The organism is Chryseobacterium sp. DZ-32 (assembly GCF_059587025.1).
The window spans coordinates 35173-61840 of record NZ_JCAIOM010000013.1; the positions used below are offsets into that span (position 1 = coordinate 35173).

21 protein-coding genes and 1 tRNA gene are annotated in these 26668 nt (G+C 38.2%); 15 read left to right on the forward strand and 7 right to left on the reverse strand.

The features are described 5' to 3' along the window. Window positions 1–85 precede the first annotated feature (85 nt). The 3 genes from AC59HC_RS15290 to AC59HC_RS15300 all read left to right on the forward strand — a co-directional run bounded on the left by AC59HC_RS15290 (window position 86) and on the right by AC59HC_RS15300 (window position 3335). On the forward strand, window positions 86–1615 hold the full coding sequence (locus AC59HC_RS15290) for an aldehyde dehydrogenase family protein (RefSeq protein WP_496558938.1): 1530 nt from the start codon (window positions 86–88) through the stop codon (window positions 1613–1615). Between the two features lie 212 nt (window positions 1616–1827). Next, window positions 1828–2862 (forward strand): alcohol dehydrogenase AdhP, encoded by a 1035-nt coding sequence (gene adhP, locus AC59HC_RS15295; protein WP_110010178.1) that lies wholly within the window; start codon window positions 1828–1830, stop codon window positions 2860–2862. Between the two features lie 89 nt (window positions 2863–2951). Continuing rightward, window positions 2952–3335 (forward strand): DUF779 domain-containing protein, encoded by a 384-nt coding sequence (locus AC59HC_RS15300; RefSeq protein WP_202838901.1) that lies wholly within the window; start codon window positions 2952–2954, stop codon window positions 3333–3335. Between the two features lie 18 nt (window positions 3336–3353). Here AC59HC_RS15300 and AC59HC_RS15305 read toward each other — a convergent pair whose 3' ends face one another. Further along, window positions 3354–4553: a dicarboxylate/amino acid:cation symporter gene (locus tag AC59HC_RS15305; protein ID WP_202838902.1), complete on the reverse strand. Its 1200-nt coding sequence runs from the start codon at window positions 4551–4553 to the stop codon at window positions 3354–3356. A 93-nt stretch (window positions 4554–4646) separates the two neighbouring features. Between AC59HC_RS15305 and AC59HC_RS15310 the strand changes: the two genes are divergently transcribed. Genes AC59HC_RS15310 through AC59HC_RS15320 form a run of 3 tightly spaced genes read left to right on the forward strand, consistent with a single transcriptional unit; the run spans window position 4647 to window position 6435 of the window. Further along, the gene (locus tag AC59HC_RS15310) at window positions 4647–5561 is read left to right on the forward strand and encodes a DnaJ C-terminal domain-containing protein (RefSeq protein WP_110010175.1); all 915 of its coding nucleotides are present in this window, start codon (window positions 4647–4649) and stop codon (window positions 5559–5561) included. 3 nt (window positions 5562–5564) lie between these two features. Further along, window positions 5565–5867 carry a chaperone modulator CbpM gene (locus AC59HC_RS15315; RefSeq protein ID WP_079242769.1) on the forward strand — a complete coding sequence of 101 codons (303 nt, stop codon included), beginning with the start codon at window positions 5565–5567 and terminating at the stop codon, window positions 5865–5867. Between the two features lie 37 nt (window positions 5868–5904). Further along, complete coding sequence (locus AC59HC_RS15320) at window positions 5905–6435, forward strand: hypothetical protein (protein ID WP_343643753.1); 531 nt, start codon at window positions 5905–5907, stop codon at window positions 6433–6435. Between the two features lie 58 nt (window positions 6436–6493). Here AC59HC_RS15320 and AC59HC_RS15325 read toward each other — a convergent pair whose 3' ends face one another. Beyond that, window positions 6494–7486: a PLP-dependent cysteine synthase family protein gene (locus AC59HC_RS15325; protein ID WP_110010173.1), complete on the reverse strand. Its 993-nt coding sequence runs from the start codon at window positions 7484–7486 to the stop codon at window positions 6494–6496. Window positions 7487–7660: 174 nt separating this feature from the next. Next, on the reverse strand, window positions 7661–8890 hold the full coding sequence (locus AC59HC_RS15330) for an ABC transporter permease (protein WP_110010172.1): 1230 nt from the start codon (window positions 8888–8890) through the stop codon (window positions 7661–7663). 4 nt (window positions 8891–8894) lie between these two features. On the opposite strand from AC59HC_RS15330, the gene AC59HC_RS15335 reads away from it, so the two are divergent. Then, the gene (locus tag AC59HC_RS15335; RefSeq protein WP_202838905.1) at window positions 8895–10091 is read left to right on the forward strand and encodes an exo-beta-N-acetylmuramidase NamZ family protein; all 1197 of its coding nucleotides are present in this window, start codon (window positions 8895–8897) and stop codon (window positions 10089–10091) included. On the opposite strand, the gene AC59HC_RS15340 is transcribed toward AC59HC_RS15335, so the two are convergent. The 3 genes from AC59HC_RS15340 to AC59HC_RS15350 are packed head-to-tail and all read right to left on the reverse strand — an operon-like array spanning window position 10092 to window position 12125. After that, entirely contained in the window at window positions 10092–10298 is a 207-nt protein-coding gene (locus AC59HC_RS15340) for a hypothetical protein (RefSeq protein WP_089690129.1), read from the reverse strand. It lies immediately after the preceding gene. Window positions 10299–10302: 4 nt separating this feature from the next. Further along, window positions 10303–10935, reverse strand: coding sequence for a DUF3575 domain-containing protein (locus AC59HC_RS15345; RefSeq protein WP_202838906.1), 633 nt, complete (start codon window positions 10933–10935; stop codon window positions 10303–10305). A gap of 14 nt (window positions 10936–10949) precedes the next feature. Next, window positions 10950–12125 (reverse strand): thioredoxin family protein, encoded by a 1176-nt coding sequence (locus tag AC59HC_RS15350; protein WP_202838907.1) that lies wholly within the window; start codon window positions 12123–12125, stop codon window positions 10950–10952. Window positions 12126–12353: 228 nt separating this feature from the next. Here AC59HC_RS15350 and AC59HC_RS15355 point away from each other — a divergent pair, with 228 nt between their 5' ends. The 5 genes from AC59HC_RS15355 to AC59HC_RS15375 all read left to right on the forward strand — a co-directional run bounded on the left by AC59HC_RS15355 (window position 12354) and on the right by AC59HC_RS15375 (window position 22149). Next, window positions 12354–13937 (forward strand): sensor histidine kinase, encoded by a 1584-nt coding sequence (locus tag AC59HC_RS15355; protein ID WP_202838908.1) that lies wholly within the window; start codon window positions 12354–12356, stop codon window positions 13935–13937. Between the two features lie 129 nt (window positions 13938–14066). Then, window positions 14067–16640, forward strand: a complete 2574-nt coding sequence (locus AC59HC_RS15360; protein ID WP_496558939.1) for a zinc-dependent metalloprotease — start codon at window positions 14067–14069, stop codon at window positions 16638–16640. A 6-nt stretch (window positions 16641–16646) separates the two neighbouring features. Then, on the forward strand, window positions 16647–19976 hold the full coding sequence (locus AC59HC_RS15365; protein WP_202838910.1) for a SusC/RagA family TonB-linked outer membrane protein: 3330 nt from the start codon (window positions 16647–16649) through the stop codon (window positions 19974–19976). Between the two features lie 12 nt (window positions 19977–19988). Next, window positions 19989–21308: a RagB/SusD family nutrient uptake outer membrane protein gene (locus tag AC59HC_RS15370; protein ID WP_202838911.1), complete on the forward strand. Its 1320-nt coding sequence runs from the start codon at window positions 19989–19991 to the stop codon at window positions 21306–21308. 79 nt (window positions 21309–21387) lie between these two features. Then, on the forward strand, window positions 21388–22149 hold the full coding sequence (locus AC59HC_RS15375; RefSeq protein WP_411413911.1) for a LytR/AlgR family response regulator transcription factor: 762 nt from the start codon (window positions 21388–21390) through the stop codon (window positions 22147–22149). Window positions 22150–22338: 189 nt separating this feature from the next. On the opposite strand, the gene AC59HC_RS15380 is transcribed toward AC59HC_RS15375, so the two are convergent. After that, window positions 22339–22411: transfer RNA gene (locus AC59HC_RS15380), tRNA-Phe, on the reverse strand. A 482-nt stretch (window positions 22412–22893) separates the two neighbouring features. Here AC59HC_RS15380 and tssD point away from each other — a divergent pair. From tssD to AC59HC_RS15395, 3 genes are all read left to right on the forward strand, one after another. After that, window positions 22894–23298, forward strand: coding sequence for a type VI secretion system tube protein TssD (gene tssD / locus AC59HC_RS15385; protein WP_047421063.1), 405 nt, complete (start codon window positions 22894–22896; stop codon window positions 23296–23298). Between the two features lie 124 nt (window positions 23299–23422). Then, a complete protein-coding gene (locus AC59HC_RS15390) occupies window positions 23423–25303 on the forward strand; it encodes a type VI secretion system Vgr family protein (protein ID WP_496558940.1) in 1881 nt (626 codons plus the stop codon). Window position 25304: 1 nt separating this feature from the next. Beyond that, window positions 25305–26666, forward strand: a complete 1362-nt coding sequence (locus AC59HC_RS15395; protein ID WP_202838914.1) for a hypothetical protein — start codon at window positions 25305–25307, stop codon at window positions 26664–26666. The last annotated feature ends 2 nt before the right edge of the window (window positions 26667–26668 follow it).

Below are 26668 nucleotides of genomic sequence, written 5' to 3' on the forward strand. Positions count from 1 at the left end.
TCCACTTTTTTTATACGATTGTGCTATACTCTTTCTGGCTTCTCAGTGTAATTTGGCGTTATCGAAAAATAAAAACAATACTAATATGAGCACTATTACAGAACCAAGATCAACAACGCTTTTACAGCGCCCGGAGTTTAAAAACAGATACGATAATTATATTGACGGGAAATTCACTCCACCCGTTAAAGGAGAGTATTTTGACGTGGTTTCCCCGGTAGATGGCAAAAATTTCACCCAGGTAGCACACTCGTCCAAAGAAGACCTGGAACTGGCTGTAGATGCAGCTGAAAAAGCATTTCAAACATGGAAAAATACTTCTTCTACAGAAAGAAGCATCATCCTGAACAAAATTGCAGACAGGATGGAACAGAACCTGGAATACCTTGCTACAGTAGAAACAATAGATAACGGAAAAGCTGTAAGAGAAACACTGGCAGCAGATCTACCTTTAGCTATTGATCATTTCAGATACTTTGCATCTGTGATCCGCGCTGAAGAAGGATCTCATAACGAACTGGACAAAGATACCGTGTCCCTCATCGTGCATGAACCTCTTGGAGTGATTGCACAGATCATCCCATGGAATTTCCCGATCCTGATGGCAGTATGGAAACTGGCTCCCGCATTGGCTGCAGGAAACTGCGTCGTGTTGAAACCGGCAGAAAGTACACCTGTTTCTATTATGGTTTTAATGGAATTGATCGGTGATCTTTTACCGGCAGGAGTTATTAATATTGTTAACGGATTTGGAGCAGAACTTGGAAGGGCGCTCGTTACCAATCCGAAAGTTGCCAAAGCAGCATTTACAGGATCTACTGCAACAGGACGTCTGGTAATGCAGTACGCTACAGAAAATATTATTCCGGTAACGTTGGAATTGGGAGGAAAATCACCCAATGTTTTCTTCAATTCTGTAATGGATGCAGATGATGAATTTTTAGATAAAGCCATAGAAGGAGCTGTTCTTTTTGCCCTTAACCAGGGAGAAATCTGCACATGTCCTTCAAGATTACTGGTTCAGGAAGGAATTGCAGATGCCTTTATTGAAAGAGTAATCGAAAGAGTAAAAGCTATTAAAGTAGGAAATCCTTTGGATAAAACCGTAATGATGGGAGCGCAGGCTTCGCAGATCCAGAAAGATAAAATCCTTTCCTATATCCAGTTGGGAATAGATGAAGGAGCAGAAATATTGGTGGGTGGAGATGTCAATCACCTGGGAGAAGATCTTGAAGACGGCTACTACATTCAGCCTACCATTTTCAAAGGAAACAACAGAATGAGAATTTTCCAGGAAGAAATTTTCGGGCCTGTGCTGGCATTTACCACTTTCAAAGATGAAGAAGAGGCCGTGAAAATTGCCAATGATACGATCTACGGACTGGGAGCAGGTGTATGGACCAGAGATGCCCACCAGCTGTACAATATTCCAAGACAGATTGAAGCAGGTAGAGTATGGGTAAACCAATATCACTCTTATCCGGCAGGAGCTCCTTTCGGAGGTTACAAACAATCAGGAATAGGAAGAGAGAATCATAAAATGATGCTCGACCATTACCGCCAAACCAAAAACATGCTGATTTCTTATAACAAGAATAAGCTAGGTTTCTTTTAATATTATTATTTAGGACGTGCCCGATTGCCTTGGCTTTATCCAGGGCAAAACGGTCGGGCTATCCAGGGCTGCACTTCGTTTCGGTGCTCCATTGCATTGCGCACCGGCTCGTTCCTCGCCGCCCTTCCTATCCCTCACGCAGGGAAATTTACCTGTTCAGAAGCAGAGATAAAAACTGATAACCTTAAATAACTCAATCCAAAAAAGAAAATATGATTCCAAAAACAATGAAAGCGGCAGTAGTTCAGGGCTACGGCCAACCTTTGAAAATAGAAGAAGTACCTGTAAGAGAACCCGGAAGATATGAAGTCCTGGTTAAAGTCATCGCCTGTGGAGTCTGTCATACAGATTTACATGCTGTGGATGGCGACTGGCCTGCCAAACCTAAGATGCCGCTTATCCCCGGACACGAAGGAGTAGGGATCGTGGTAGCCTGCGGACCGGAAGCTTTTGTGAAAGAAGGAGATGCGGTAGGAGTTCCATGGCTGTACAGTGCTTGCGGATGCTGCGATTATTGCATTACAGGATGGGAAACCCTTTGTGAAGCACAGAAAAACGGAGGGTATAGTGTAGATGGCGGATTTGCAGAATACGTCATTGCAGACTCAAGATATGTGGGACATTTGAAATCTGATGTTAACTTTTTGGAAATTGCCCCAATTTTATGTGCCGGAGTCACAGTTTACAAAGGATTAAAAGAAACAGAAACAAAACCCGGCGAATGGGTAGCCATTTCAGGAATCGGTGGACTGGGACATGTAGCAGTTCAATATGCAAAAGCTATGGGAATGCATGTTGCTGCTATTGATGTAGCAGATGATAAGCTTGAACTGGCGAAAAAATTAGGTGCAGACCTTGTAGTCAATGCAAAAAACACAGATCCTGGAGAATATTTGCATAAAGAAGTCGGCGGAATGCATGGTGCATTGATTACTGCGGTTTCACCTATCGCTTTCAAACAGGGAATAGATGTACTGAGAAGAAAAGGTACCATTGCTCTGAATGGCCTGCCTCCCGGCTCTTTTGAACTCCCTATTTTTGAAACGGTTTTGAAAAGGATCACCGTGAGAGGTTCTATTGTAGGAACCAGAAAAGACTTGCAGGAAGCATTGGATTTTGCCAATGAAGGACTGGTAAAAGCCACCGTTACTCCTGCAAAACTGGAAGATATCAATGATGTATTCGATAAAATGAAAAAAGGACAGATTGACGGCAGAATCGTTCTGGATATTGCCGGCTCAAATTAATTTGATGATGTGTTGCTGATCCCGGTTAGAATGTATTTTACCGGGATCTTTTGTCAATATAAGGTTTACATTAAATCAAAATAAAAACAATGGAAACAAAAAGATCAAGACTTTCCGCTACGGAGCAGGCACTTGAAGTAATTGACAAGCTGGAAGATCAATACGGCCCCCTGATGTTTTACCAGGCAGGAGGATGTTGTGAGGGTACACAGCCGCAATGTTTTGAAAAAGGAGGCTTCTTTCCCAGAATGAATGATGCCATGATAGGAACCATTAACGGACATGAGTTCTGGATAGACCGCGATTTGTTTGAATACTGGAAATATTCACATTTTACCCTTGATGTTACAGAAGGTTTCGGACCCGGTGGGTTTTCACTGGAAACTCCCTTGGGAAAAACATTTAAAGTTCATTACAGGCTTTTCACTCCTGAAGAATATGAAAACCTCGAACCGGTAAAACGTAGTGAATAGTGTACTTTAACAAAAAAGTCAGACCTTGACAAACCGGTTGACAAACATAGCCGCCACAATATCTCCCACAGCGTTCAGAACGGTAGCCAACGGATCTACCAATGTCCCGATGATCATTACGGCAGGAATCGCTTCCTGGGGTAGTTTATAAACAGAAATCATCAGCATTTCCCCAATATACCCGCCGTTAGGAATTCCTCCCGCTACAATACTCACAAAAACAGTAATCCCCAAAGCTAAAAGCAGATTGGCAGGATCAAAAAAATCCTTTCCAATAATTAAAAAGGCTACATAAATCTTGATAATAGATGACATGGAAGATCCGTTTTTATGCAGTGTAGTCCCGATAGGAATCACCAGATTGGCAATAGAATTCGGAATCCCGATTTTGGAAGCCGCCTGTAAATTAGCAGGCATTGTTGCAAAACTGCTGCAAGTGCTTATGGCGGTTAAAGTAGGGTAGATGGCATTGGTCCAGAAACTTTTGACTCCATTTTGTCCATTCGCCATAAACGCATAGATAGAAAAGAACACAAGGAAATAAATAACTCCTGCAATATAATATAACCCTAAAGGTTTAGCATAAAATCCAAAAAGTTGTGGCCCTAAAGTAGCGACCTGATAAGCAAAATAAGCGCCCAGACCAATAGGAGCAAGCTTCATCACCAGCAGAAGAAGTTCTTTCATCACTTCATATCCTGAAGCGATAAACACTCTGAAAGGCTGTCCTTTTTCTCCTGTTTTTCTGGCTGCAAACCCTGTCAGGAAAGCAAATACCAAAAGAGCCAGCATATTTCTTCTTGAGAAAAGCTCTGTGAATTCCCCTACTGTAAAGAAACTTACAATTCTGTTGCCCCATGTATCCTCATTGGCCGCTTCTGTTATCATCTCAGAACTTCCAGAGACCCCTGAAACCGGAAAAAGATAGACCGCGCAAATTGTGAAAACAGCTGCTGTGAGAATAAAAAATAAGAAAGTAAGAGCCATTACAAGGATGATTCTTCCAAATTTAGATTGCTGCTCCAGAGAGGCAATAGAATTGGATACCGCAAAAAATACCAGAGGAACCACACTCACAAAAAGAAGATTCAGAAAAATATCTCCCAAAGGTTTAATGTATTCCACAAAACCGGGTGCAACAATTCCTATGATGCTTCCAACAATGATTCCTAAAAGTAAAAATATGATTCCAGAATAGTTTTTCAATACATCTTTCATGTATGGGTTTTTATCAAAGATAGGTTTATTTTTAACATTCTGTTATACAATTTTCAGACCTAAAATTCATAAATTTGAGTAAACCTCATTTCTATGGCTTATATAGATTATTATAAAATTTTAGGCGTAGATAAAAACGCAACACAGGATGATATCAAAAAGGCCTACCGGAAATTGGCAAGAAAACATCATCCCGATCTCAACCCCGGAGACAAAGAAGCAGAAAAGAAATTCAAAGAACTGAATGAAGCGAACGAAGTGCTGAGTAATCCGGAAAACAGATCAAAATATGACAAGTACGGAGAACACTGGAAGCACGGCGAAGAATACGAAAAAGCCCAGCAGCAACAGCAAAGACAGTATCAACAACAAAGTTATAACGGAGGTTATTCCGGTGCAGACTTTGGTGGAGGTGAAGATTTCTCAGATTTCTTCCAGGATATGTTTGGCGGTGCAGGCGGTGGATTTGGCAGAAGTTCCAGAGGAAGAGCCTCTGGCAAGTTCAAAGGACAGGATATTCATGCTGAACTGAACTTAAATTTAAGGGACGCCGCAACTACTCATCCGCAAACTTTTGAAATCAATGGTAAAAAAGTAAGAATCACGATTCCTGCAGGAGTATATGACGGGCAGCAGATCAAGTTAAAAGGACATGGAAATCCAGGCGTAAACGGAGGACCCAATGGAGATTTATACATTACCTTCAATATCCCGGCTGATCCGGATTTTGAAAGAATCGGCGATGATCTGAAAACCAAAGTCACCATTGATTTGTATACTGCCGTTCTGGGCGGAGAAGTAAAAGTACATACGCTCCATGGAAGTGTAAACCTTAAAGTGAAACCGGAAACCCAAACCGGAATGACGGTAAGACTTAAAGGAAAAGGTTTTCCAGTCTATAAAAAAGAAGGAGAACACGGAGATCTTTTTGTAACCTATGAAGTGAAACTGCCAACCAACCTTACCGAAAAGCAGAAAGAACTTTTTGAACAACTAAAAAATTCCTAAGCTATGAGTGAAAGAATATCACGGGAAGAACTCGTAAAAATCTATAATATAGAAATTACTTTTTTTGATGAGCTTGTAGATTACGGGCTGCTGAATATTCAGATTGAAAACAATATTCATTATCTGATGTATGAAGATCTGCCTGACCTGGAAAAATTTGCCAACTGGCATTATGATCTCGAAATTAACCTGCCCGGCCTTGAAGTGATTCATAATATGCTGAAAAAACTGGATGCTCTGAACCGCAGAAACAGAGAACTCATGAATAAACTTTCTGCCATAAGTGATCAATATGAAGATATTTAGTTTAGTTTTGTAGCTTTTTAAAGCAAACTCTATAATTATGAATGAAGAAAAGGTGATTACACTAAAGCCGGACAGGAAGATTTTTGAAGATATTTATTTTAGCGGTAATCAGGGAAGTCTGCTTTTTTCACCCACTACAAAAAGTAAAACGATTGCCACCATTGCAGCAGCAGTAGTTGTTTTTATTGTTTTTCTTTTCAAAGATCTTTTGAGTAAAGAAAGTGTAGGGATTTTATACTTTTTAAGCTTTATATTTCTGCTTTGTGCTGTTTTTTTATCCGTAAGTGTTAATAAAGTTTCAAGATGGAAAAAACAGGTGAATCATTATTTAAGTGTGCTTGAAAGATGTAAAGTATATGAAATCAGGTTGGATAAGAACTTTTTCACCGTCAATATTGACGGCGATAAAGAAACCAGCGAATGGAAGGATTTTGAATATTTCGACAGCACTCATGAATTTATTTCTCTGGAAGGAAAATACAGCTATATGTTTCCCAGAAAATCAATGAATGAGAAAGAATACAGCTTTCTCAAAAATACATTGAAAGAGAAAGTTAAAACCGATTAATAAAAACAAAAACGGAGCAAAATCATTTTGCTCCGTTTTTTATTATATACAAGTTAGCTTATTTGTTCTCTTCCAACCAGCCCATTTCCTTCATCCACTCGTCATTGTAGATTTTTCCTACATATCTTGAGCCATGGTCATGAAGTAAAACAACAATGACATCATCTTTTGTGAACTGATCTTTCATCTGAATCAAAGATGCAATAGCACTTCCGGCAGAATATCCACAGAAAATACCTTCCTCTTTCGCCAGTTTTCTGGCATAGATAGCACCGTCTTTATCCGTTACTTTCTCAAAGTGATCAATTACAGACATATCATAGTTTTCAGGAATAATGTCTTCCCCGATTCCTTCTGTAATATAGGTGTAAGCATGGTCATAATGCAGTTCACCTGTTTCGTGGAATTCTTTCAGAATAGAGCCATAAGTATCCACTCCGATTACTTTGATATCCTGATTTTTTTCTTTGAAAAATGTTCCGCATCCGGTGATTGTACCTCCTGTTCCGGCTCCTACGACAAAATGAGTCAATTTTCCTTCTGTCTGTTCCCAGATTTCAGGAGCGGTAGATTCATAATGAGCAGCTCTGTTGGACAGGTTATCATATTGGTTGACATACCATCCGTTTTCCGTTTCTTTTGCCAGTCTTTTGGAAACTGAATAATAAGAACGCGGATCGGTAGGTTTTACGTCGGTAGGGCAAACAATTACTTCAGCCCCTACAGCACGAAGAATGTCACATTTTTCCTTTGACTGTTTTGAATTGGTTACAAAGATACATTTGTACCCTTTGATGATGGCTGCCAAAGCCAGTCCCATTCCTGTATTTCCGGAAGTTCCTTCAATAATGGTTCCTCCAGGTTTTAATCTGCCGTCTTTTTCGGCATCCTCTATCATTTTAAGAGCCATTCTGTCCTTTACGGAGTTTCCGGGATTGAAGGTCTCTACTTTTGCTAATACCAATGCCGGAAAATCTTCACCTAATACTTTGTTAAGCTTTACCAGCGGTGTGTTACCTATCGTTTCAAGGATATTTTTTGCGTATTTCATAAATGTTTTATAAGCGGCACAAAGATAAGGCTTTTAAAATTATCTGTGCTGTGGATAACGTGTGGATAAGTTGTGGATAACACTGAAATCAACTGATACACAATCAATAACTTTCAATTATCAATTATCAATTATCAATTATCAATTATCAATTATCAATTATCAATTATCAGGTTAGTTGTACTTAATCGCTTTCACCGGAGAAATCTTACTGATCAGGTAGCTCGGAATAATCAAAGCCAGTCCTGAGATAATAAGAATTCCTACTGAGATGGAGACAATAGCAATAGGGTTAAGATCTACCGGAACGGTGCTTACATAATAATTTTCAGGATTCAGCTTGATAACTCCAAAGAATTTCTGGATTAAAATCAATCCCAATCCGATAGCATTTCCGTACAAAAGCCCTGGAATCATAATAATCAGGGTATAATTGATAAAGGTAGCTCTTATCTGTGAATTGCTTGCGCCTAATGTTTTGAGAAGACCAATAGAATTGGTTCTTTCGATAATAAGGATCAGCAAAACCATAATGATATTGATGACCACTACGATAAGCATAATAATAATGATCAAAGCAATATTGGTATCAAAAATACTGATCCAGTCTGTAATCTGCGGGAATTTTTCTGTCGCTTTCTCAGCATAATTTTTATACCCGATCAGTTTCTCAATGTCAGGAAAATCTTTGTCGATATCATTCACATTCTTCAGGAAGATATCGATTCCGCCAATTTCATCAGGTTTCATATCCTGAATTTTTCTGGCATGATTGATACCGCCGATAACGAATTGCTCGTCAATGAGCTTGATATCCGTTCTGTAAATTCCGATAACTCTGAACTTACGGTAAAGCGGTTTCTGATCAGCTTTTAAAAATACGGTTACAATGCTGTCATTCAATTTAAGATGAAGGTCATTGGCTACTTTCTGAGAAATCGCTACATCACTATTGAATCCTTTTTCTGTTACCTTCGGAGTTGTTCCGGCTATAAGGAATTTTTTAAATCTTAAACTATCAAAATCCTTACCGATTCCTTTAAATATAATGCCTGCGAAATTGTGCTCATTACGCATAATTCCGGTAACTGTTACATATTTTTGAGTGCTTTCCACATCGGGAAGTTCTTTTATCTTGGCAATATTCAGTCCCTGATTGTCCAGTACAGAAGTATTGTATGAAGAATTGGATCTTGTGGATCTTACGGTAATATGTCCGCTGAAATCAGCCAGCCTTTCTTTGATAGCTTTTTTTGAACCAAAACCGGTGGCTACGGTAATGAGGGAAACAATAATTCCCAATGCTACGGAAAGCCTGCCAATGAAGATGATAACCCTTGAAAGGTTATTTTTGTTATCTTTGGAAAATGCTATTTTTCTAGAGAAATATAAAGGAAATTTCAAGCTTATGAATTTAGATTTCAAAATTAAAAATTTACTTCTGATTTGCCTAATTTTTTTAGGAGTATTCAACCAATATTATTCTCAGACTCAAGTTCAACCGGATTTTAAAACGGGTGCCGACCAGCCTGAAATTTACTTGCCGCTGTTAAAAAATAAAACAATAGGGGTGGTAACCAATCAGACAGGTTTAATGAGTGATAAAACCCACCTGGTTGATTTTCTTGTAAAAAACGGAATTAAAATCAAGTCTATTTTCGCTCCTGAACATGGTTTCAGAGGAGATGCAGATGCAGGTGCAAAAGTGAAGAACGGAGTAGATGTGAAGACCGGAATTCCCATTGTTTCACTATATGGAAATAATAAAAAACCAAAGCCGGAACAGCTTTCCGGAATTGATGTAGTTGTTTTTGATATTCAGGATGTTGGAGTGAGGTTTTACACGTATATTTCCACTTTGTCTTACCTGATGGAGGCCGGCGCTGAAAACAATGTGGAGATCATGGTTTTAGATCGTCCCAATCCGCATGACGGATATACCGACGGTCCTGTATTGAGGAAAAAATGGGCAAGTTTTGTCGGACTTCACGAAGTTCCTGTAGTATATGGACTGACAATAGGAGAGTATGGAAAGATGGTAAACGGAGAGAAATGGCTTAAAAATCAAGTACAGGCGAAATATACGCTTGTTCCGATGAAGAATTATCATAAAAAACAGCGTTACCCAATACTTGATAAACCTTCTCCTAATTTACCCAATGATAAAGCGATTAATTTATATCCAAGCCTTTGCTTTTTTGAAGGTACTCAGGTTTCTGTAGGAAGAGGAACAGATCTTCCTTTCCAGATTTATGGTTCTCCATGGACGGAAAACCTGCCCTATCAGTTTACGCCGAAACCAAGCTATGGTGCCAAAGATCCTTTCCTGAACGGGAAGCTGTGTTATGGTGAAAACCTTTCCAGTTATCCTAAAGATTTAAGAGAACTGAATCTTGAATGGGTAATCAAAGCCTATCAGAATTATAAAAATCCACAGCAGGATTTCTTCCTGAAAAATCTGTGGTTTGATACTTTATCCGGAACTGATGAATTGAGAAAACAGATCATCGCAGGAAAATCAATTCCGGAAATTAAAGCTTCATGGAAAAAAGATCTGGAAAGTTTCGAAAAGATCAGAACCAGATATGTGGTGTACGAAGATTAATTAATCAAAATTTTGGGGCGGATTTTTATCATTTCTGCCCTTATTTAATATAAATAGTCCGATAGTTAATCCAACAACTCCTGCAAAAGCCGTCATTAAGGCTCTCTGTAATTTGTCAGGTAAATCATTCCCGATATAATTCATTAAAAAAAGAATCACAAAAGTGATGACTGAAATGATAATATGATTTCTTCCGAATGGTTTCATTGTATTATTTTAATTTATAAGAAATCATGACACCGCCTCTGTAGGGGATGATTTCACCGCTTTTATTGAATTCCTTGGCAGAATCGTAACGCCTTCCTGTAGATTTGTCGTACCCTTTATAAAATCCTTGTGATGTTCCGATTGTTCCGTAAATATCAAGATTCCAGCGCTCGGATAATTGAAACTGGTATCCTGCTGTAACTCCCAGCATTACAGAAAATCCTTTCTGGTACAGGTTGGAGTTCTTAAGGATTTCCCCATTCCAGTTTTCAAAGGTGTTGTCATTCCAATAACTCCATTTTGTGGCATTGTAAGCAGCAACAGCTACGTTTGCACCTACATACCAATGTTTGAAAGCTTCAGTAAAGTAATATCTTCCTTCTGCAGAAACTGAGTAAAACTGTAGTTTATGTCCTGCGAAAGATTTCCATGGTGAAATGAAAACATCTCCCTGAAGGGTATATTTTGGACTGATCTGTTTTTCTATTCCCAGGTTTAAAATCCCTATCGGAGCAAATAAAGCATTCCCTTTTATGTATAAACTTTTATCCTGTCCTCCTTGTTCCTGTTCCTGAGCGCTCAACGTAGTTGTAGACAGGAAAGCTAAAATGCCTGCTGCTAATAATTTATATTTCATCCGGTTTATAATGTTTATTTTATCTGCTTTAATAGTTCATCTGCCAGTTGAGAATCCTTATTGCCCTGAACTGCCATATTTTTAGACATTTCAGCATAGTTTTTTGCCATCTCTTTATTTCCGGTAAGGTGATAAAGCTTGGCAAGAATATAAGTGTTTTCCGAAGTTTCGCTTCTCATAACAGATTTTTCTGCCCATTCTGTAGCCTTCTTTAATGAAGATGGAGTTTTCACATGATCTGCAAATATCCATGCTGCTCTCAGGAGCTCATTCGGATCAAAGGCATCAGAATTTTTATAATAATCTAAAGCCGCTTTCTCGTATTCAGGAAAATTACTGTTCTGTTCATAATAGCTGAGTTTAGTCTGATTCAGCTTTTTAACAGCAGCTTCTTTCCCTACCAATGGTTCGGCAGCTTTCATAAAATAGTCATCATTGATTTTTTTATTTTTATCATCAATAGACTGTTCTACTATTTTTCCCAGTTTCAGCTGGGCATCAAATTCATTGTAAGTTTCTTCAGGAAGGAATTTAATAATCTCTGCTTTTCTGGATGCAAAAACAGGATAGTTGATATCTTCCGATGATTTTACGAAGTAAAGAAGAAATCCAATTTCATCCTTTGACAATTCTTCGGTTTTCTTTTTGTTCTGGAAGTATCTTTCTGAAGCTTTTTTGGCAAATTCATAATCTGAGTTGGCATTAAGCTTCATAATATTGATCAGGAATTCCGGGTCTTTTTCCCCGCCGGCAAAGCGGTCTTTAAGAGATCCTTTTTTGTTTCCCGGTGAATTGATATCCTGAGCCATTGCTACAAACAGGCTTTCTTCCATATATCCGGTATTTCGGGAAACAAGCTCACCTTCACCGTTCAGGAAAAGATAAGTAGGATATGAGCGTACTCCGAATTTCGAAGCGATATCTCTGCCTTCTCCTTTTTCCATATCAAATCGCGCATTAATGAAGTTGGTATTGTAATAATCACTCACGGACTTCTGTGTGAAGACATTTTTTTCCATCATTTTACAAGGGCCGCACCATGATGCATAGGCATCAATAAAAACCAATTTCTTTTCTTTCTTGGCTTTGGCAATAATGTCCTTGAATGGCAGTTCCTGAAACTGGATGGCTTCCTGAGCTGAAATAGCGATGGCACAAAAAATAGATATCCCGGAGATGATCTTCTTCATTTTTAAATAAGATTTGTAGGCGAAGATAATTAATTTTCAAAATATAGCGTGATGAATAGGTGGTCTCAATGACGATATTAACGAACTTTAAGACTTAAGCGTATCTGATTTTTGTTTTTTACTTTAAAATATGAAATCTAAATTTAATTCACTTTACAGTCCTGAAATCTTTGTTATATCTTTGCAAACGAATAATTTATATGTAGAGGAATCCATAATTTAGAGAATTTGATTATTAATTTTAAGCACGCCTTATCCAAAAAATCCATTTATATCACCGCTTTATCTGCCTGCCTGATCGCAGTAGCAGCATTTGCTGTTTTGAGTCTTTTGATCACAGAAGACAGCCGTAAGAATACCGATGATTTTGCAAAGAAAACATTCTTCCGAAAGTATGAATCGATAGAACATGAATTCAGAAATATTGAGGATTATCAGTATCTGCTTCGCGCACTAATTCAAAAGGACGGACTGAAGAATTACAAGGATTATTCTTCGGTTTTAAATGAATTAAATAAAAAAAGAAATCTGCTGCCCTATAGCTGGTATTATTATGAAAACACCACTTCAGGAAAAACAGATAGTAATAATCCTTTATCCGGTATTTTCAGGAAGACAGATCGTAAAGAGAATTCTATTGTGATAAAGAATAACGGACCGGGACATTTTAAAGACCTTTTGCTTACCAAAAAGGACAGCATGTATTGGATTAGTTACGATTCTTTGATACTACCTGATAAAAACAAATTGTACTATGGCTCTACCGTAAGCCTGGATGATCTTCATCAATATTTTATTAATGTCGATAAAAGTTCCAATACCTACGCTTATGTCTTTACCAAAGAAGGAATCTGTATTACCCATCCTGAGAAGAAGTATATCGGAAAGAATATTTTTGACTTTACAGATATTAAAGCTAATGATACACTGACCAGCAAAACTGAAGCAGGATATACTAAAGGAACAGCCGTTTCAGAATATCTGGGAGTGGAGGTAACACGCTTTATAAAACCATTGAAGACTGATAATTTTGATGGATACACGGTAGTGAACCATGTAAATTTTATTATTGACGAAAATATCAGCAAGATAAAAACCTATACTGTTTATATTTTTCTGGCAGCGTTGTTTCTCATTGTAACGGTCTTTATATTGTTTCAGAGAGCAACCAGCCTGGCTTATCAGGAAAAAGAAAAAATACAGTCTGAGAAGAATTTATTGTTGGTAGAAAACGAAAAGATGCACAAAGCAGAAGTGATCAATCAGCTTCAGCAGCTTAAAAATAATATCAATCCCCATTTTCTTTTCAATTCATTGAATTCCCTTTATATGTTGATCGGGATCAATAAAGAAAATGCACAGAAATTTACCATGAATCTTTCCAGGATTTACAGGTATCTTATAGTGCCTCCAAAAGACAATATTGTTCCTGTTTCGCAGGAAATTAAATTTATACAGCACTATATGGAACTTCTGAAAAGCAGGTTTGATGAAGAACTGAAGTTTGAATTGATTATTAATGCTCCTGAAAGTCTTGAAAAAAGAATTCCCTATTTATCCCTTCAGATAGTCACGGAAAATGCGACCAAACATAATATTGCAACGATGGATCAGCCTTTGGAAATTATCATTATCGTTGATGAGGACGGGATCACGGTAAAGAATACCTTGCAGCCTAAGACGGAAACGGTACAGGGAGAGAAATTCGGAATTGAATATTTGAATCAGGTTTATGGATATTTTAAGAATAATCTTCTTCATATTTCTGTAGATAGTGAATATTTCGTATGTTTTTTGCCTTTAATGAAGTAAAATAAAAATCCATTCACTCCCGAATTAGCACCATTCACTCCCTAATATTATATATATGATTCATGATACCTATAGCTTTGCTGGCTGAAACTAAGATATTTACTATTTGGAATGAATCGGACTATTTTAATGAAGAATTACAGGCTGGCACTGTATCTCGGTCTTGCTATGGCCTCACCAATGGCAATAGCACAGAAAAAAGATAAAGATACGGTAAAGGTCAACAAAGAAAAAACGGATAAGACAGAAACCTCTTCCTCCAAGAAAACCAAAAAGATTGAAGACCTGATCAAAAAAGGAACCTATAAAAAAGGACTTTTTAATACCATTCAGGTAAAAACGGATATTTATTTTGAAATCCCGGACAGTTTGATGGGGCGTCAGTTTTTGGTGGTCAATAAACTTTCTCAGGTACCCATGCAGGTCAATGAGGCTGGTTTGAACAAAGGAATGAACTATGAGAATAAGGTCATCTCTTTTTACCGTGATCCTGTAGCTAAAAAAGTATGGGTAAAAACGATGGTACCTAAAGTGTCATCCCCAAAAAATGACGCCATTACAAAATCTGTGAAAGATAACTTTTCAGAATCTGTGATTGAAGTCTTTGATATTGAAGCACAAAACAACGACTCTACGGCTGTAGCCATTAAAGTGAACAAAGTTTTTGACGGAAATCAGAAAAGTTTTAATGATGTTTTGGCTAATGTAGGATTGGGTGGATCTGTGAAGTCAAGTCTTTCTTACATAGAAGGTGTGAAGACTTTTCCTAAAAACCTTGTGGTGAAGTCCCAATTGTCCACTTCTGTCAATGAAGGCGGGGTAGATCTTCCGGTAACTTTAGGCGTTACAACCAATCTGGTTCTGCTTTCTAAAATACCGATGAAACCAAGAGTATCGGATTCAAGAGTAGGATTTTTCTCCGAAAAACACTGGTCGTTTAATGACAACCAGCAAAAAATGGATGAGAAATTCTTTATTACCAAATGGAATCTTGAACCGAAGGACGAGGACAAAGAAAAATATTTAAAAGGTGAGCTGGTAGAGCCTAAGAAACCGATTGTTTATTATATCGATCCGGCAACTCCGAAACAATGGCGTGAAAAGATTATCGCCGGAGTACATGACTGGCAGGCGGCGTTTGAGCAGGCAGGATTCAAAAATGCAGTGATTGCGAAAATGCCGGATGAGAAAGATGAAGATTTTGATATTGATGATGTAAGATATTCTGTAATTACTTACGCCGCGTCGCCAAAGTCAAATGCAATGGGGCCATCAGTAGTAGACCCGAGAAGTGGGGAAATTATCGAAGCAGATATAATCTGGTGGCATAATGTAATGACTTCTCTTCATGACTGGATGAGAATTCAAACAGGACCTATTGACCCTAAAGCAAGAGGAAATAAATTCAGTGATGAACATATGGGAGAAGCGATCCGTTTTGTTTCATCCCATGAGGTAGGGCACACTTTCGGACTGAAGCACAATATGGGAGCATCCTTTGCATTCCCGGTAGAGTCGCTTCGTTCCAAAGAATTTACAGACAAAATGGGTGGTACGGCACCTTCCATTATGGATTATGCCCGTTACAATTATGTAGCTCAGCCGGAAGATGGTGTTACAGCAATCACTCCGAAAATTGGTCTTTACGATAAATATGCCATCGAGTGGGGGTACCGTTGGTATCCGGATGAATTCGTAGAGAAGAAAGCGCTGAAAAACTTAATTGAAAAACATGAAGATGACCCGATGTACTTCTATGGAGAGCAGCAGAGCTACCTGGAAACCATTGATCCGCGTTCGCAGTCTGAAGATTTAGGTGATGATGCGATGAAAGCCAGCGAGTACGGAATCAAAAACCTGAAAGTGGTAATTAACAACCTCCTGAAATGGATGTATGAAGATGGTAAAGAATACACAGATGCCGGAAAACTGTATCTGGGAGTAATCGGGCAGTGGGATTTGTATACAGGTCATGTGATGGCGAATGTAGGAGGAATTTATCTGAACAATACTGTTTTTGGTAACAAGAAGAAAGCCTATGAAGCTGTACCTGCAGAAATTCAGAGAAGAGCAGTTGATTATCTTGTTAAAAATGCGATCAACCTTCCGGAATGGTTATTCTTTAATCCTATTACAGAAAAAACGTACCCGGTTAAAGATTCACCAATGGGACCATTTGAACAGACACCGTATACCCTGGCAAGAGGAATGCAGTATGCAAATATCTATTCTTTGTTTATGGATGACAGACTGTTGCGATTACTTGAGAATGAACTGAAACATCAGATGTCCGGCTCTAAAGAAGAAATCTATACGGTTGAAAATTTATTTGATCAGGTAAGAACTGCCATTTTCAGTAAAAAAGGAAGCCTTACGATGCTTGAGAAAATGACTCAGAAAAATTATGTGGATGCTTTGATTGTCTCTGTGAACAAATTGTTTGAAAAAACAGCAGTAAAAGGATTGAAAACAGATGATACTTTGAATATCCCGACCATCTGTAATTTCCATGAAGATGATCATGGTTTGAGGAATATCAATTATTCATCCATGAAAAGAGTATCTGAAGTGACAACTTACAAGAGAGCAGAACTTCAGAAAGTTCTGGACTTACTGAACAGAACAAGGTACAGAGGTGATGATGCTTCCAGAGCACATTACACAGATTTAATCATTCGTATACAAGAGGCTTTAAACAAATAAACGGCAATGAAAAAAACTCTAATACTTTTACCTCTTTTGGCTGCTAATATAGCAATGGCCCAGCAAAAGAAAACCATCACCGGGAAAATAGAAGACGGAAATACGTCTCAGGTTATCACCGGTGCTTCTATAAAAATCGAGACCCAATCGGTCTCTACAAAAACAGAGTTGGAAGGAATTATCGAAAGTGTATCAGTAGGTACGGTAACCGATAAGGACGGAAAATTTATATTGGAAATCCCTGCTGATACAAAAACGGTATTGGTAAGTTATCCTGGGTATGAATCCAGAGTCATTCAGCTGAATGAAGGACAGACTAATTATACTATCAGACTGACTTCTGAGGTTTCAGAAAAAAATAAAATCCAGGAAGTTATTATCACAGGGTATCAGAAAATTGAAAAGCGTAAGCAGACTTCAGCGGTTTCTACCGTTAAAATGGACAACATCAGCCAGGCTGGTGTTGCCAGTGTAGACCAGATGCTGGCAGGGCAGATTGCCGGTGTGGCAGTAACTCCTGAAACGGGAGCTCCGGGAAGTCCGGCGAAGATCAGAATCAGAGGGACAGCTTCCCTTTCCGGTCCCCAGGATCCGCTATGGGTCATTGACGGTCTTCCGTTAGAAGGAAATGATGTTCCGAATTTTACGGATAAAGACAATATTGATCAGCTCCAGAACTTCTCTATCGCAGGCTTAAACCCTAACGATATTGAAGATATTACCATCCTTAAAGATGCAGCGGCAACAGCTATTTATGGAGCAAGAGCAGCCAACGGAGTTATCTCTATCACCACCAAAAAAGGAAAGAAAGGAAGTCTGAAACTGAACTTCTCAGCAGACACTTTCGTTACCTCTCGTCCTGATTTTGATAAATTAAATCTTTTAAATGCTTCTGAAAAAGTAGACCTGGAACTGATGCTTGCCAAGCGTGCAGATCTTACGTACCGTGCCGATAAAGGAGAAGTAATGAGAATCTTGACGCAGAATAACCAGCTTGATGCTTTCAGAAACGGAGGGTTTGATGCTTTGAACTCATTCACACGCCAACAAATTAACGGTTTAAGAAATAACAATACAGACTGGGGCAAACTGTTATACAGAAATGCCATCAACAAACAATACGGATTAAGTGTTTCAGGAGGAAGTGATCGCGCAGATTACTATTTCTCCCTGGGATATTATGATGAAGAAGGAACAACTATCGGTACAGGTTTTAAGCGTTATAACCTGACTTTGAAAAACAATTATAAACTAAGCGATAAGTTAAATGCAGGAATCTCTATTTTCGGAACGCAGAGCGAACGTACATCTTTTGTAACAGATGCTGATGCTTCAATCAACCCCGTGAATTATTCAAGAAATGCCAATCCTTACATGAAGCCTTTCAATGCGGATGGAAGCTACAATTATGATAGAGATATGGATGGTTTTGAAGATCGTTATATTCCTTTCAACTTCCTTGAAGAACGAGAGAATACCAACTATTCACTGAAAAATAACTCTTTGAAAGCAATTTTAGATTTAGAATATAAAGCTTCAAAAAGTTTAAGATTTACTTCTCAGTTGGGACTTCAGTATGATGCTAATAAAACAGAGAAATTTGCAGCGGAGAATACCTATTTTACCAGAAAAATGAAAGAAAATACCCGTTACTACAAAGACGGTAAATACAATTACTTTCTGCCGGCTGGTGCGGTAAAACAAAACTGGGATAATGATTTCTTCCAGTACAACTGGAAATTACAGGCGGCATATAGCACGAAGATCAATAAACATGAAATTGATTTGATGGCAGGAACAGAAATCCGTAAAACAGAAGATAACACAACCATCACGAGGGCTTTCGGATACGATCCTTCAACAAGAAGAGCCACAGCAATCGTTTTCCCGAATTCAAGTTTTGCAGCTGATAAAAGATATGAAACCTACCGTGAAGCAGCTCCTATCGAGAATGCCTATGCATCTATGTTTGCTACAGCTTCTTATACGTATGATCAGAAATATACATTCTTTGGAAGTGTGAGATATGACGGTACTAACCTGTTTGGAGTTAACAAAAAGTATAAATACCTTCCGATATGGGCCGTTTCAGGATCATGGCTGGTAACGAAGGAAGACTTTATGAAAAATATTTCTGCTGTATCCAACCTTAGATTGAGAGCATCTTACGGTCTTCAGGGAAATATCGACAGAAACACCTCACCATTCTTTATCGGTGAATATAATGATGCCACCATTCTTCCGGGAGGAAAAGAATCGATTATCAATGTTCTCAGCCCTCCTAACGATAAACTGAGATGGGAAAAAACAACCAATACCAACTTAGGTCTTGATTTGGGATTGTTCAATAATCGTGTAAGCCTTACCGCTGATGTCTACAGCAGAAAAGGTACGGATATGATCAGTATGAAAGAAACTCCTTTGGAAACAGGATTCGAATATACGATGATGAACTGGGGAAGCCTGACCAACAAAGGTTTTGAACTGGCGATATCTACCAGAAACATCAATCATGATAATTTCAAATGGACGACTACCATTAACTTTGCACATAACAAGAGCAGAGTATTGAGTGAGCAGCCGCGTGATAATGCATTGCTTCCATCAAGAGAAGGACTTCCGGTAAATGCTGTTTTTGCTTTGAAAACAGCAGGAATGGATGAACAGGGAAACCCATTATTCTGGAAAGGAGATCAGAAGGTTTCAGCAGCAGAATTCTTTAAGTTATATGATGTGTATGCAGATTTCCTGCCAGGGCAGCTTGTTGATACCAAACTTTCAAATGCTGAGCTGAGAAGCCTGTTTACTTATGTAGGAGACAGAGATCCGAAATTTACCGGAGGGATTATCAACACCTTTAAAGTAAGTAATTTTGACCTTACCATCTCTGCAACATTCAACCTGAAGCAGACAGTAATGAGAACTCCTTCTTACCGAGGTATGGAGTTAGACAGAGGAAGAAACTACACAAGAGATATTTATGAAGCTGGAGGTTCGCTTCCGGGAATTACAAGTCCTGATATGGAAGCTAACCCGGACGGATGGATGGCCAATAAATGGTTTACAGGAAACCGTTCCAATGCCTACAGCTTACTGGATGTATGGGCAAAAGAAATCAGCTATATCAGAATCAGTAGCATCCGTTTAGGGTACACACTTCCTAAAGAATTTACAAATCCTATGGGGATTTCGAGCCTGAGACTGAGCGTTGAAGGACGTAACCTGTTTGTATTCAGCAACGGATACAAAGGATATTTCGATCCGGAAACGTATGGTAATATTTATGCACAGCCTATCACCAAGTCGGTGACCGTAGGATTTAATGTTTCTTTTTAAAACTTGAGAAAAATGAGAAAAATTACAGCAATCATAGCTCTTGCAGCAATCAGCTTTATCAATATCGGATGCGACAGGTTTTTAGATATTCAGCCGGAAGGAAAAGTGATTCCTACGACTACTGAAGACTATAGAAAAGTCCTTACATCTGCGTATTCAAAATATCCTGTTCACAAATCACTGGTGGCACTTCGTACCGATGAGGTGAATATCGATGATAATTCAACAGATTTTATTTCCTATCGTGAAATTGCGATGTGGAAAGACGCTAATAATGATCAGGCATCTACGGAATTTCCATGGGTAAGCTTTTATTCCGTGAACTTTTATCTGAATCAGATTATCAATGAAGGAAGCAAAACCATGCAGGATTCTCCTGAAAAGAATCAGATTTTAGCAGAGGCGTATGCTCTTCGTGCTTACCTGTATTTTGATATGGTGAATTTATATGGTAAACCGTATAATAGTGCTACAGCTTCTACCGACAGAGGCGTTCCGATCAGTCTTGAAATCGATCTTGAGCAGGTATTGAAGCCATCATCAGTACAGGAGGTGTACAATCAGGTTCATGCAGATCTTAAAAAAGCTGAGGATTTGATGATTGAGCAGAAGCAGCCGCTGGGAGTTAATTACAGGTTCTCAAAAACAGCATTGCTGGCTTTTGAAGCAAGAGCAGCGCTATATGAAGGAGACTGGAACAAGGCTTTAAACTATGCAGGTCAGGTATTGGCAGTAAAAGGAGATCTGAGCAATTTAAATACGGTAAACACACCACCTAACCATTATGCTTCCCCGGAGTCGATCATGGCTTTGGATAATACATGGGATAATTCAATCAAAAATTTATCTTTTGCATCTCCGGAACTGATTTCTTCATACAATTCCACGGCAGATAAAAGGTTTGGCATGTATTTTGAAAAAAATGGTAGTAAGTATAAAGTCACCAAAGGAGGAAGTTTAGAATTCAAAGTGTCTTTCAGAACAGCGGAGCAGTACTTTATCAAGTCTGAAGCATTATTAAAGCTGAATAAACTGGCTGAAGCTAAAGAAACATTACTGAAAGTATTAAAAAACAGATATACGCCGGAGGGATATACTTCAGTACAAAATGCAGTAAACACAATGGATTCTGCTGCGTTTATGACATTTATCCTGGATGAGAGATTCAGAGAATTTGCTCTGGAAGGACAAAGATGGTTCGACTTAAGAAGAGCAAATCAGAAAAAAATAAGCCACACCATTAGTGGTAATGAGTATATTCTTCAGCAGAATGATCCGCGATATACCATTGAATATCCAATGAGTGCGAAGAAGAATAACCCTAATTTATAGAACTTCATATCAAATTCAATACAGAGGAAACCGCTTGAACTTAATTGTTTCAGCGGTTTTTTTGTACTTTTGCATCGTTATGAAAATTGCCATTATAGAAGATGAGCTGCTGGCTGTTAATTATCTGAAAAATCTTTTGGATACACAGAGCATAGTCCCTGTTACAGAGACTGTTATTCTTCGTTCTAAAAAACAGGCAGTTGATTTCTTTGAAAAAGAATCCGCAGACCTTATCTTTATGGATATTCATCTCGGAGATGGAATGAGCCTGGAAATTTTTGAACAGGTAGAACTTTTTACCCCGATTATTTTCATTACTGCATTTGATGAATATGCCATGAGGGTTTTCAGACATTTTACCATTGATTATCTTCTGAAGCCCTTTGAAGAAGAGGATCTCCATAAAGCTTTACAAAAATTTATTTCCATAAGAAACAATTTTGATCCTGAACCGGTTCTTAAATCTATGTCCTCATTACGACAGGCAGAAGATGAGGTGATGAAACGTTTCATGGTAAGAGAAGGAAATAAACTAAAATCAATAGACGAGCGTAACACTGCCTACTTTTTTGCCTCCGGGAAATACCTTTTCCTGACCACAAAAGATCATCAGACCTATATTTATGATGATACCATTAAAGATATTATTCAGAAGCTGAACCCTGAAATTTTCTTTAAGATCAACAGGAAATTTATCATTAATAAAGACGCGGTTTCCGAAATTATCAAGCATTCCAGCCAGAAAGTAGAACTTAGACTTTCACCGGAACCGGAAGTGAATGCTGAAGTTTTTATCAGTAAATTACAGATTACTGAATGCCTGAACTGGCTGAATAGTTGATTTACTTATTTACTACATCATCGTACTTCTAGTCGTGCTAAGAAGGTCTAAGATTATGATCAGGCTTAAAAAAATCAATGAAATTGATCCCGCTTTTTGCTTAGTCCCCAACTTTTGCAATTGATCCCACATTGGTTTAGGAAAATAAGGTAACAAAAAAACCTCTAAAATAAATTAGAGGTTTTAAAGTGGTTTCTCCAGGAATCGAACCAGGGACACATGGATTTTCAATCCATTGCTCTACCAACTGAGCTAAGAAACCATTATGTTTTCGTTTATTACTTCGTTGTTTTAAAGTGTTGCAAAAGTATAACATTTTATAATACCGCGCAAGTATTTTGTTTTATTTTTTCAAATAAATATCCTGCTAAAGCTGGTTTCAGTATTCAATGTACTGTTCATCAGTATTTTGGTACTTTAATTTTTTTCTGTTTTTTTTTAAGTTATTTTCACAGCGTTTTATTAAAAGATTTTTTGCCCTGGTATTTAAGATTTTTCTTACAGTTGCTTTTGGAATATAGTTTTGTTTCTTTAAACAGTCAATACAATCATCCGATTTTCAGTGATAAAAAGCAGCAAACACCTGATTTATAAGAGTTAATTTGCCTAACGGGTGTTAGTCGTATTATTACTACACTTTTCGAAATTTAATAATAAATGCAATTTGCTTTTTGTAAATACATCTATATTTGGTGATATAGAAAGCAAACAATCACAATATATTAACCATTAAAATTTACAATCATGGCAGAAAGAAATTCAAGAGGAATTTTAAAATTCAACAACGGTGAAGGGCAAAAACTGTTAAAGCTTAACTACAGTGTATCAAGATCTACGGACGTTTCAGGGCGTGTGGCATCAGATCCTTCCAATGCTCTTATCAAAATCACAGTAGAAGCTACTGAAAAATCAGACATCCTGGAAAGTTTACTGAACGGAAAATATAAGCCTACAGTAGGAGAGATTACTTTCAACAAATCTCACGAAGAAGGAACATTAACAACATTGAAGTGGAACAACGGTTATGTAATCCAGCATGAAGTAGATTTCGATGCTGTGGATGACAACAGTATGTATATCAGTTTTGTGGTAAGTGCAGAACAGATAGACCTGGGGAATTCATCATACTTCGGAGCATGGCCTTCTTAAGCACATTCAGAATTTAAATATCAGGCAGAATAGTACACCCGTTTCAAGGGATGCTGTTCTGCCTTTTTTAACCTTATAGAACGACTGTTTATTTCAAATAAAGTTCTGAAAAAACCTAATCACTATGAATAAAAATATCTCGAATTCAGATAAGATTTCTGAGAATCATATTCCCGGAATCAACCGTGTGGTGAAACTGGATATTGTGATTGAAGGCAAAATTATCAAACACTTCAAACATTTCCATCTGCAGCAAAGTGCCAGAAGACACCACAATTTTGAGCTGATCTTAGCTCATGATTCTCTCGGGGAAGCTCAAAACCATACCCTGGAACGGGCACGCCAGTTTTTGGGAAAACGAATCACCATTGTTTTCAAATACAAAGATTACGAAAGTGAAAGCCCGGAAAGAACTTTTGTAGGAGTTATCACCAAAGCTGCATTCAGCCAGGAAAAAATGAGCCTTGGAAATATTGTGCTGAGAGGCCAGAGTCCTACCATATTGATGGATGCAGCTCCCCATACTCAAAGTTTTGGAGGTGATCAGGCTGTGAATACAGGAATTATTGCCAACAAAATACTTAAAGAAGCCCTGGGATCAGAGAAATTTGATTTCAGAGTAGATACACAGAATAAAAGCTATATCAATTATAGCTCACAATATAATGAAACCCATTATAACTATCTTGCAAGAACAGCCGAAGCCTACGGAGAGCAGTTCTACTACGATGGCGAGGTGCTTCATTTCGGCAAACTTCCCCCTTCAGAAAAACCGATCCGGCTTGTATACGGAAGCAACGCAACAGATGTGCAGGTAGAACTCAATGCAGTTCATACCAATCCTGAATTTTTCGGTTATAACAGCAGCAGCCATACCAAAATGGAAGGCTCTGAAAATAATATCAGACATTTGGGCGAAATACCCTCCAAAGCATATGAACTGAACAATAATATCTTTAAAACCCGTTCACTTTCTCCGGCTCCCATTAATGCCAATATGTTTGTGGATGTAAGCGATTCTCAGAAAAGTGCTGCAGGCAGTGCTGCTGTAGAAGTATTTACGGTTTCAGGAAATACAACTGTTCCGTTTTTATATCCGGGATGCCTTGCAGATATGGAAATGCGGAAACCGGATACCAGCCAGACTTCCTATTTTACAAAACTTACAATTACCGAAGTCTCACACGAAGTCAATGCCAGAGGATATTATACAGGAAGTTTTGAAGCTATTGCTGAAGGCACTGGCTTTATGCCAAAACCGGATTTTAAACAGCCTAAAGCCGAGCCGCAGGTGGCTACCGTTATTTCCAATACAGATCCGCTTAATCAGGGAAGAATACAGGTGAGATTCGACTGGCAGCAACATCCTGATACCACTCATTTTATCAGAATGATGAGCCCCGATGCAGGAGGAACAGATATGGTCACTCAAAACAGAGGTTTTGTTGCTGTGCCGGAAGTAGGAGATCAGGTAATGGTAGGTTTTGAATACCATCATCCCGATTTTCCGTTTGCGATGGGAGGAATGTTCCACGGACAGGTTGCATTGGGAGGAAGCATCAATAATCATCTTAAATCGATTCAGACCAGAAGTGGTAATAAAGTGATCTTTAACGATCAGGAAGGAAGCATCTTTATTGAAGATCCAAGTGGTAATACTTATCTCATGGATGGAAAAGGAAATATTGTGGTGAATGCTCCAAAAAATATCACCTTCACAGCCGGGGAAAATGTGCAGATCAATGCAGGTAAAAATATCATTGCTTCTGCTCAGAGGAATGTCAATATTATGGCTGGGGAAGATATCACGGAAACGGCTAATGATGATTATAATCTGACAGCAAGCAATATTATTGAAACCGCAGAAGCTGGCAGAAAATCTACAGCCAAAAATATTACAGAAAATATGGAAGCAGGCTCTTACATCAGTACAAAAGATGCCATTAATGTAGAAAGTGCCAGGGAAGTGCTTATCAATAGCGGTAAACAGGTAAAAATGCAGTAATATGGCAGGCGAAGGCGGAAATATTATAAGAAATGTCTTTGGGAAATCCTATAAGGAAGCAGAACATATCATGAAAGATGCTTCCAAGGGAACTCTGGATTTTAAATCTCCTCAGGAGAACACCTTTTATGGGAAAAAAGGTGGGAAAAAATTTGATGAATACCAGGGGAAAGGCGAAATTCAGTCATTACTTGTGAAGGCAGTGAAATGTTATGAAGATATAGAATGTACAAAAGAAGTTAAGATTATAAAAAAGGGAGTTAAGTATTATTTTAAAGCAACACAGTATAGCAGAACTCCTTCGAAATCAGAATTAAAAGCTCTTAAGTGGGCGATACAGTATGATGATACAAATATAGCCAATGCCCCACAGGTAACAGGCGAAGAAAAGATTTCTTATGTAGTACCGAAGGATAGGAATATCGCTAAGCTGAGAGTATATGCCTTTTTTAAAGAATATAGCCCGAATGTAAAAGCAGAAGTATATTTAATAAAAGAAGAGATAGTAATAATTATAGGTACTGAGCAGCACTCAACAAATATTGCAAATAAACTGATGTTTCCAGGAGAGGCAGTCAGAAAAGTCCGTACCAAATATCCTAATTACCCCTTTGTAAAAGTAGCCCTGTTTACCGATGGATATTCTGAAAATCAGTTATCAACAATAACCAATGATTTAATTAAGCATAATAATGGCTTAACAGTAATAAGAGTTACTACGATAGATGATGTTATTAATATTATTAATTCTGGGAATAGGGATAGTGCAGCTTTTGATAATAAAAGAAGAGTAAAGGAAATTTTTGCATACTCTCATGGTTATGTAAGAAACGCAACCAATGAGGGAGTAATAGCATTTGGGTATGAGGGTAAAAATGCGGATAAACAAGAACTTGATGCCAAAAGCTTTTCAAAAGTTAATCCGGCTGTGTTTTTAGATGGAAATACATCTGTATTTTATTCTTATGCATGCAGAACCGGTATCGGAACAAGTTCGGAGACAACTACAAATGCTTTTAAAGATAAAAGCTTGGCACAAAAAATGGCTAACCATGGGAAAATAACAGTCTATGGCTATATGAGGAGATCACTGTATGAAGATGCATGGGGAACACAGAATCATAGGGATACTTATGCTTCTGATCATGATGAGGGTGGTTCAACTTGGGAAAACTTTAAAACAGATTTAAAAGATACGTATCAGTCGGATCCAAAAGATATGGATACTTATAATAAATACAGAAAAAAAGAAATAAAATTAGATAAAGCAATCTGGAATCCGGATGGGGCATATTTGGATGTAAAAGCAGGTACCTGGCCCGTTGGTGTACCAGCAACTTATGAAAAATTTTTACCAAAATAATT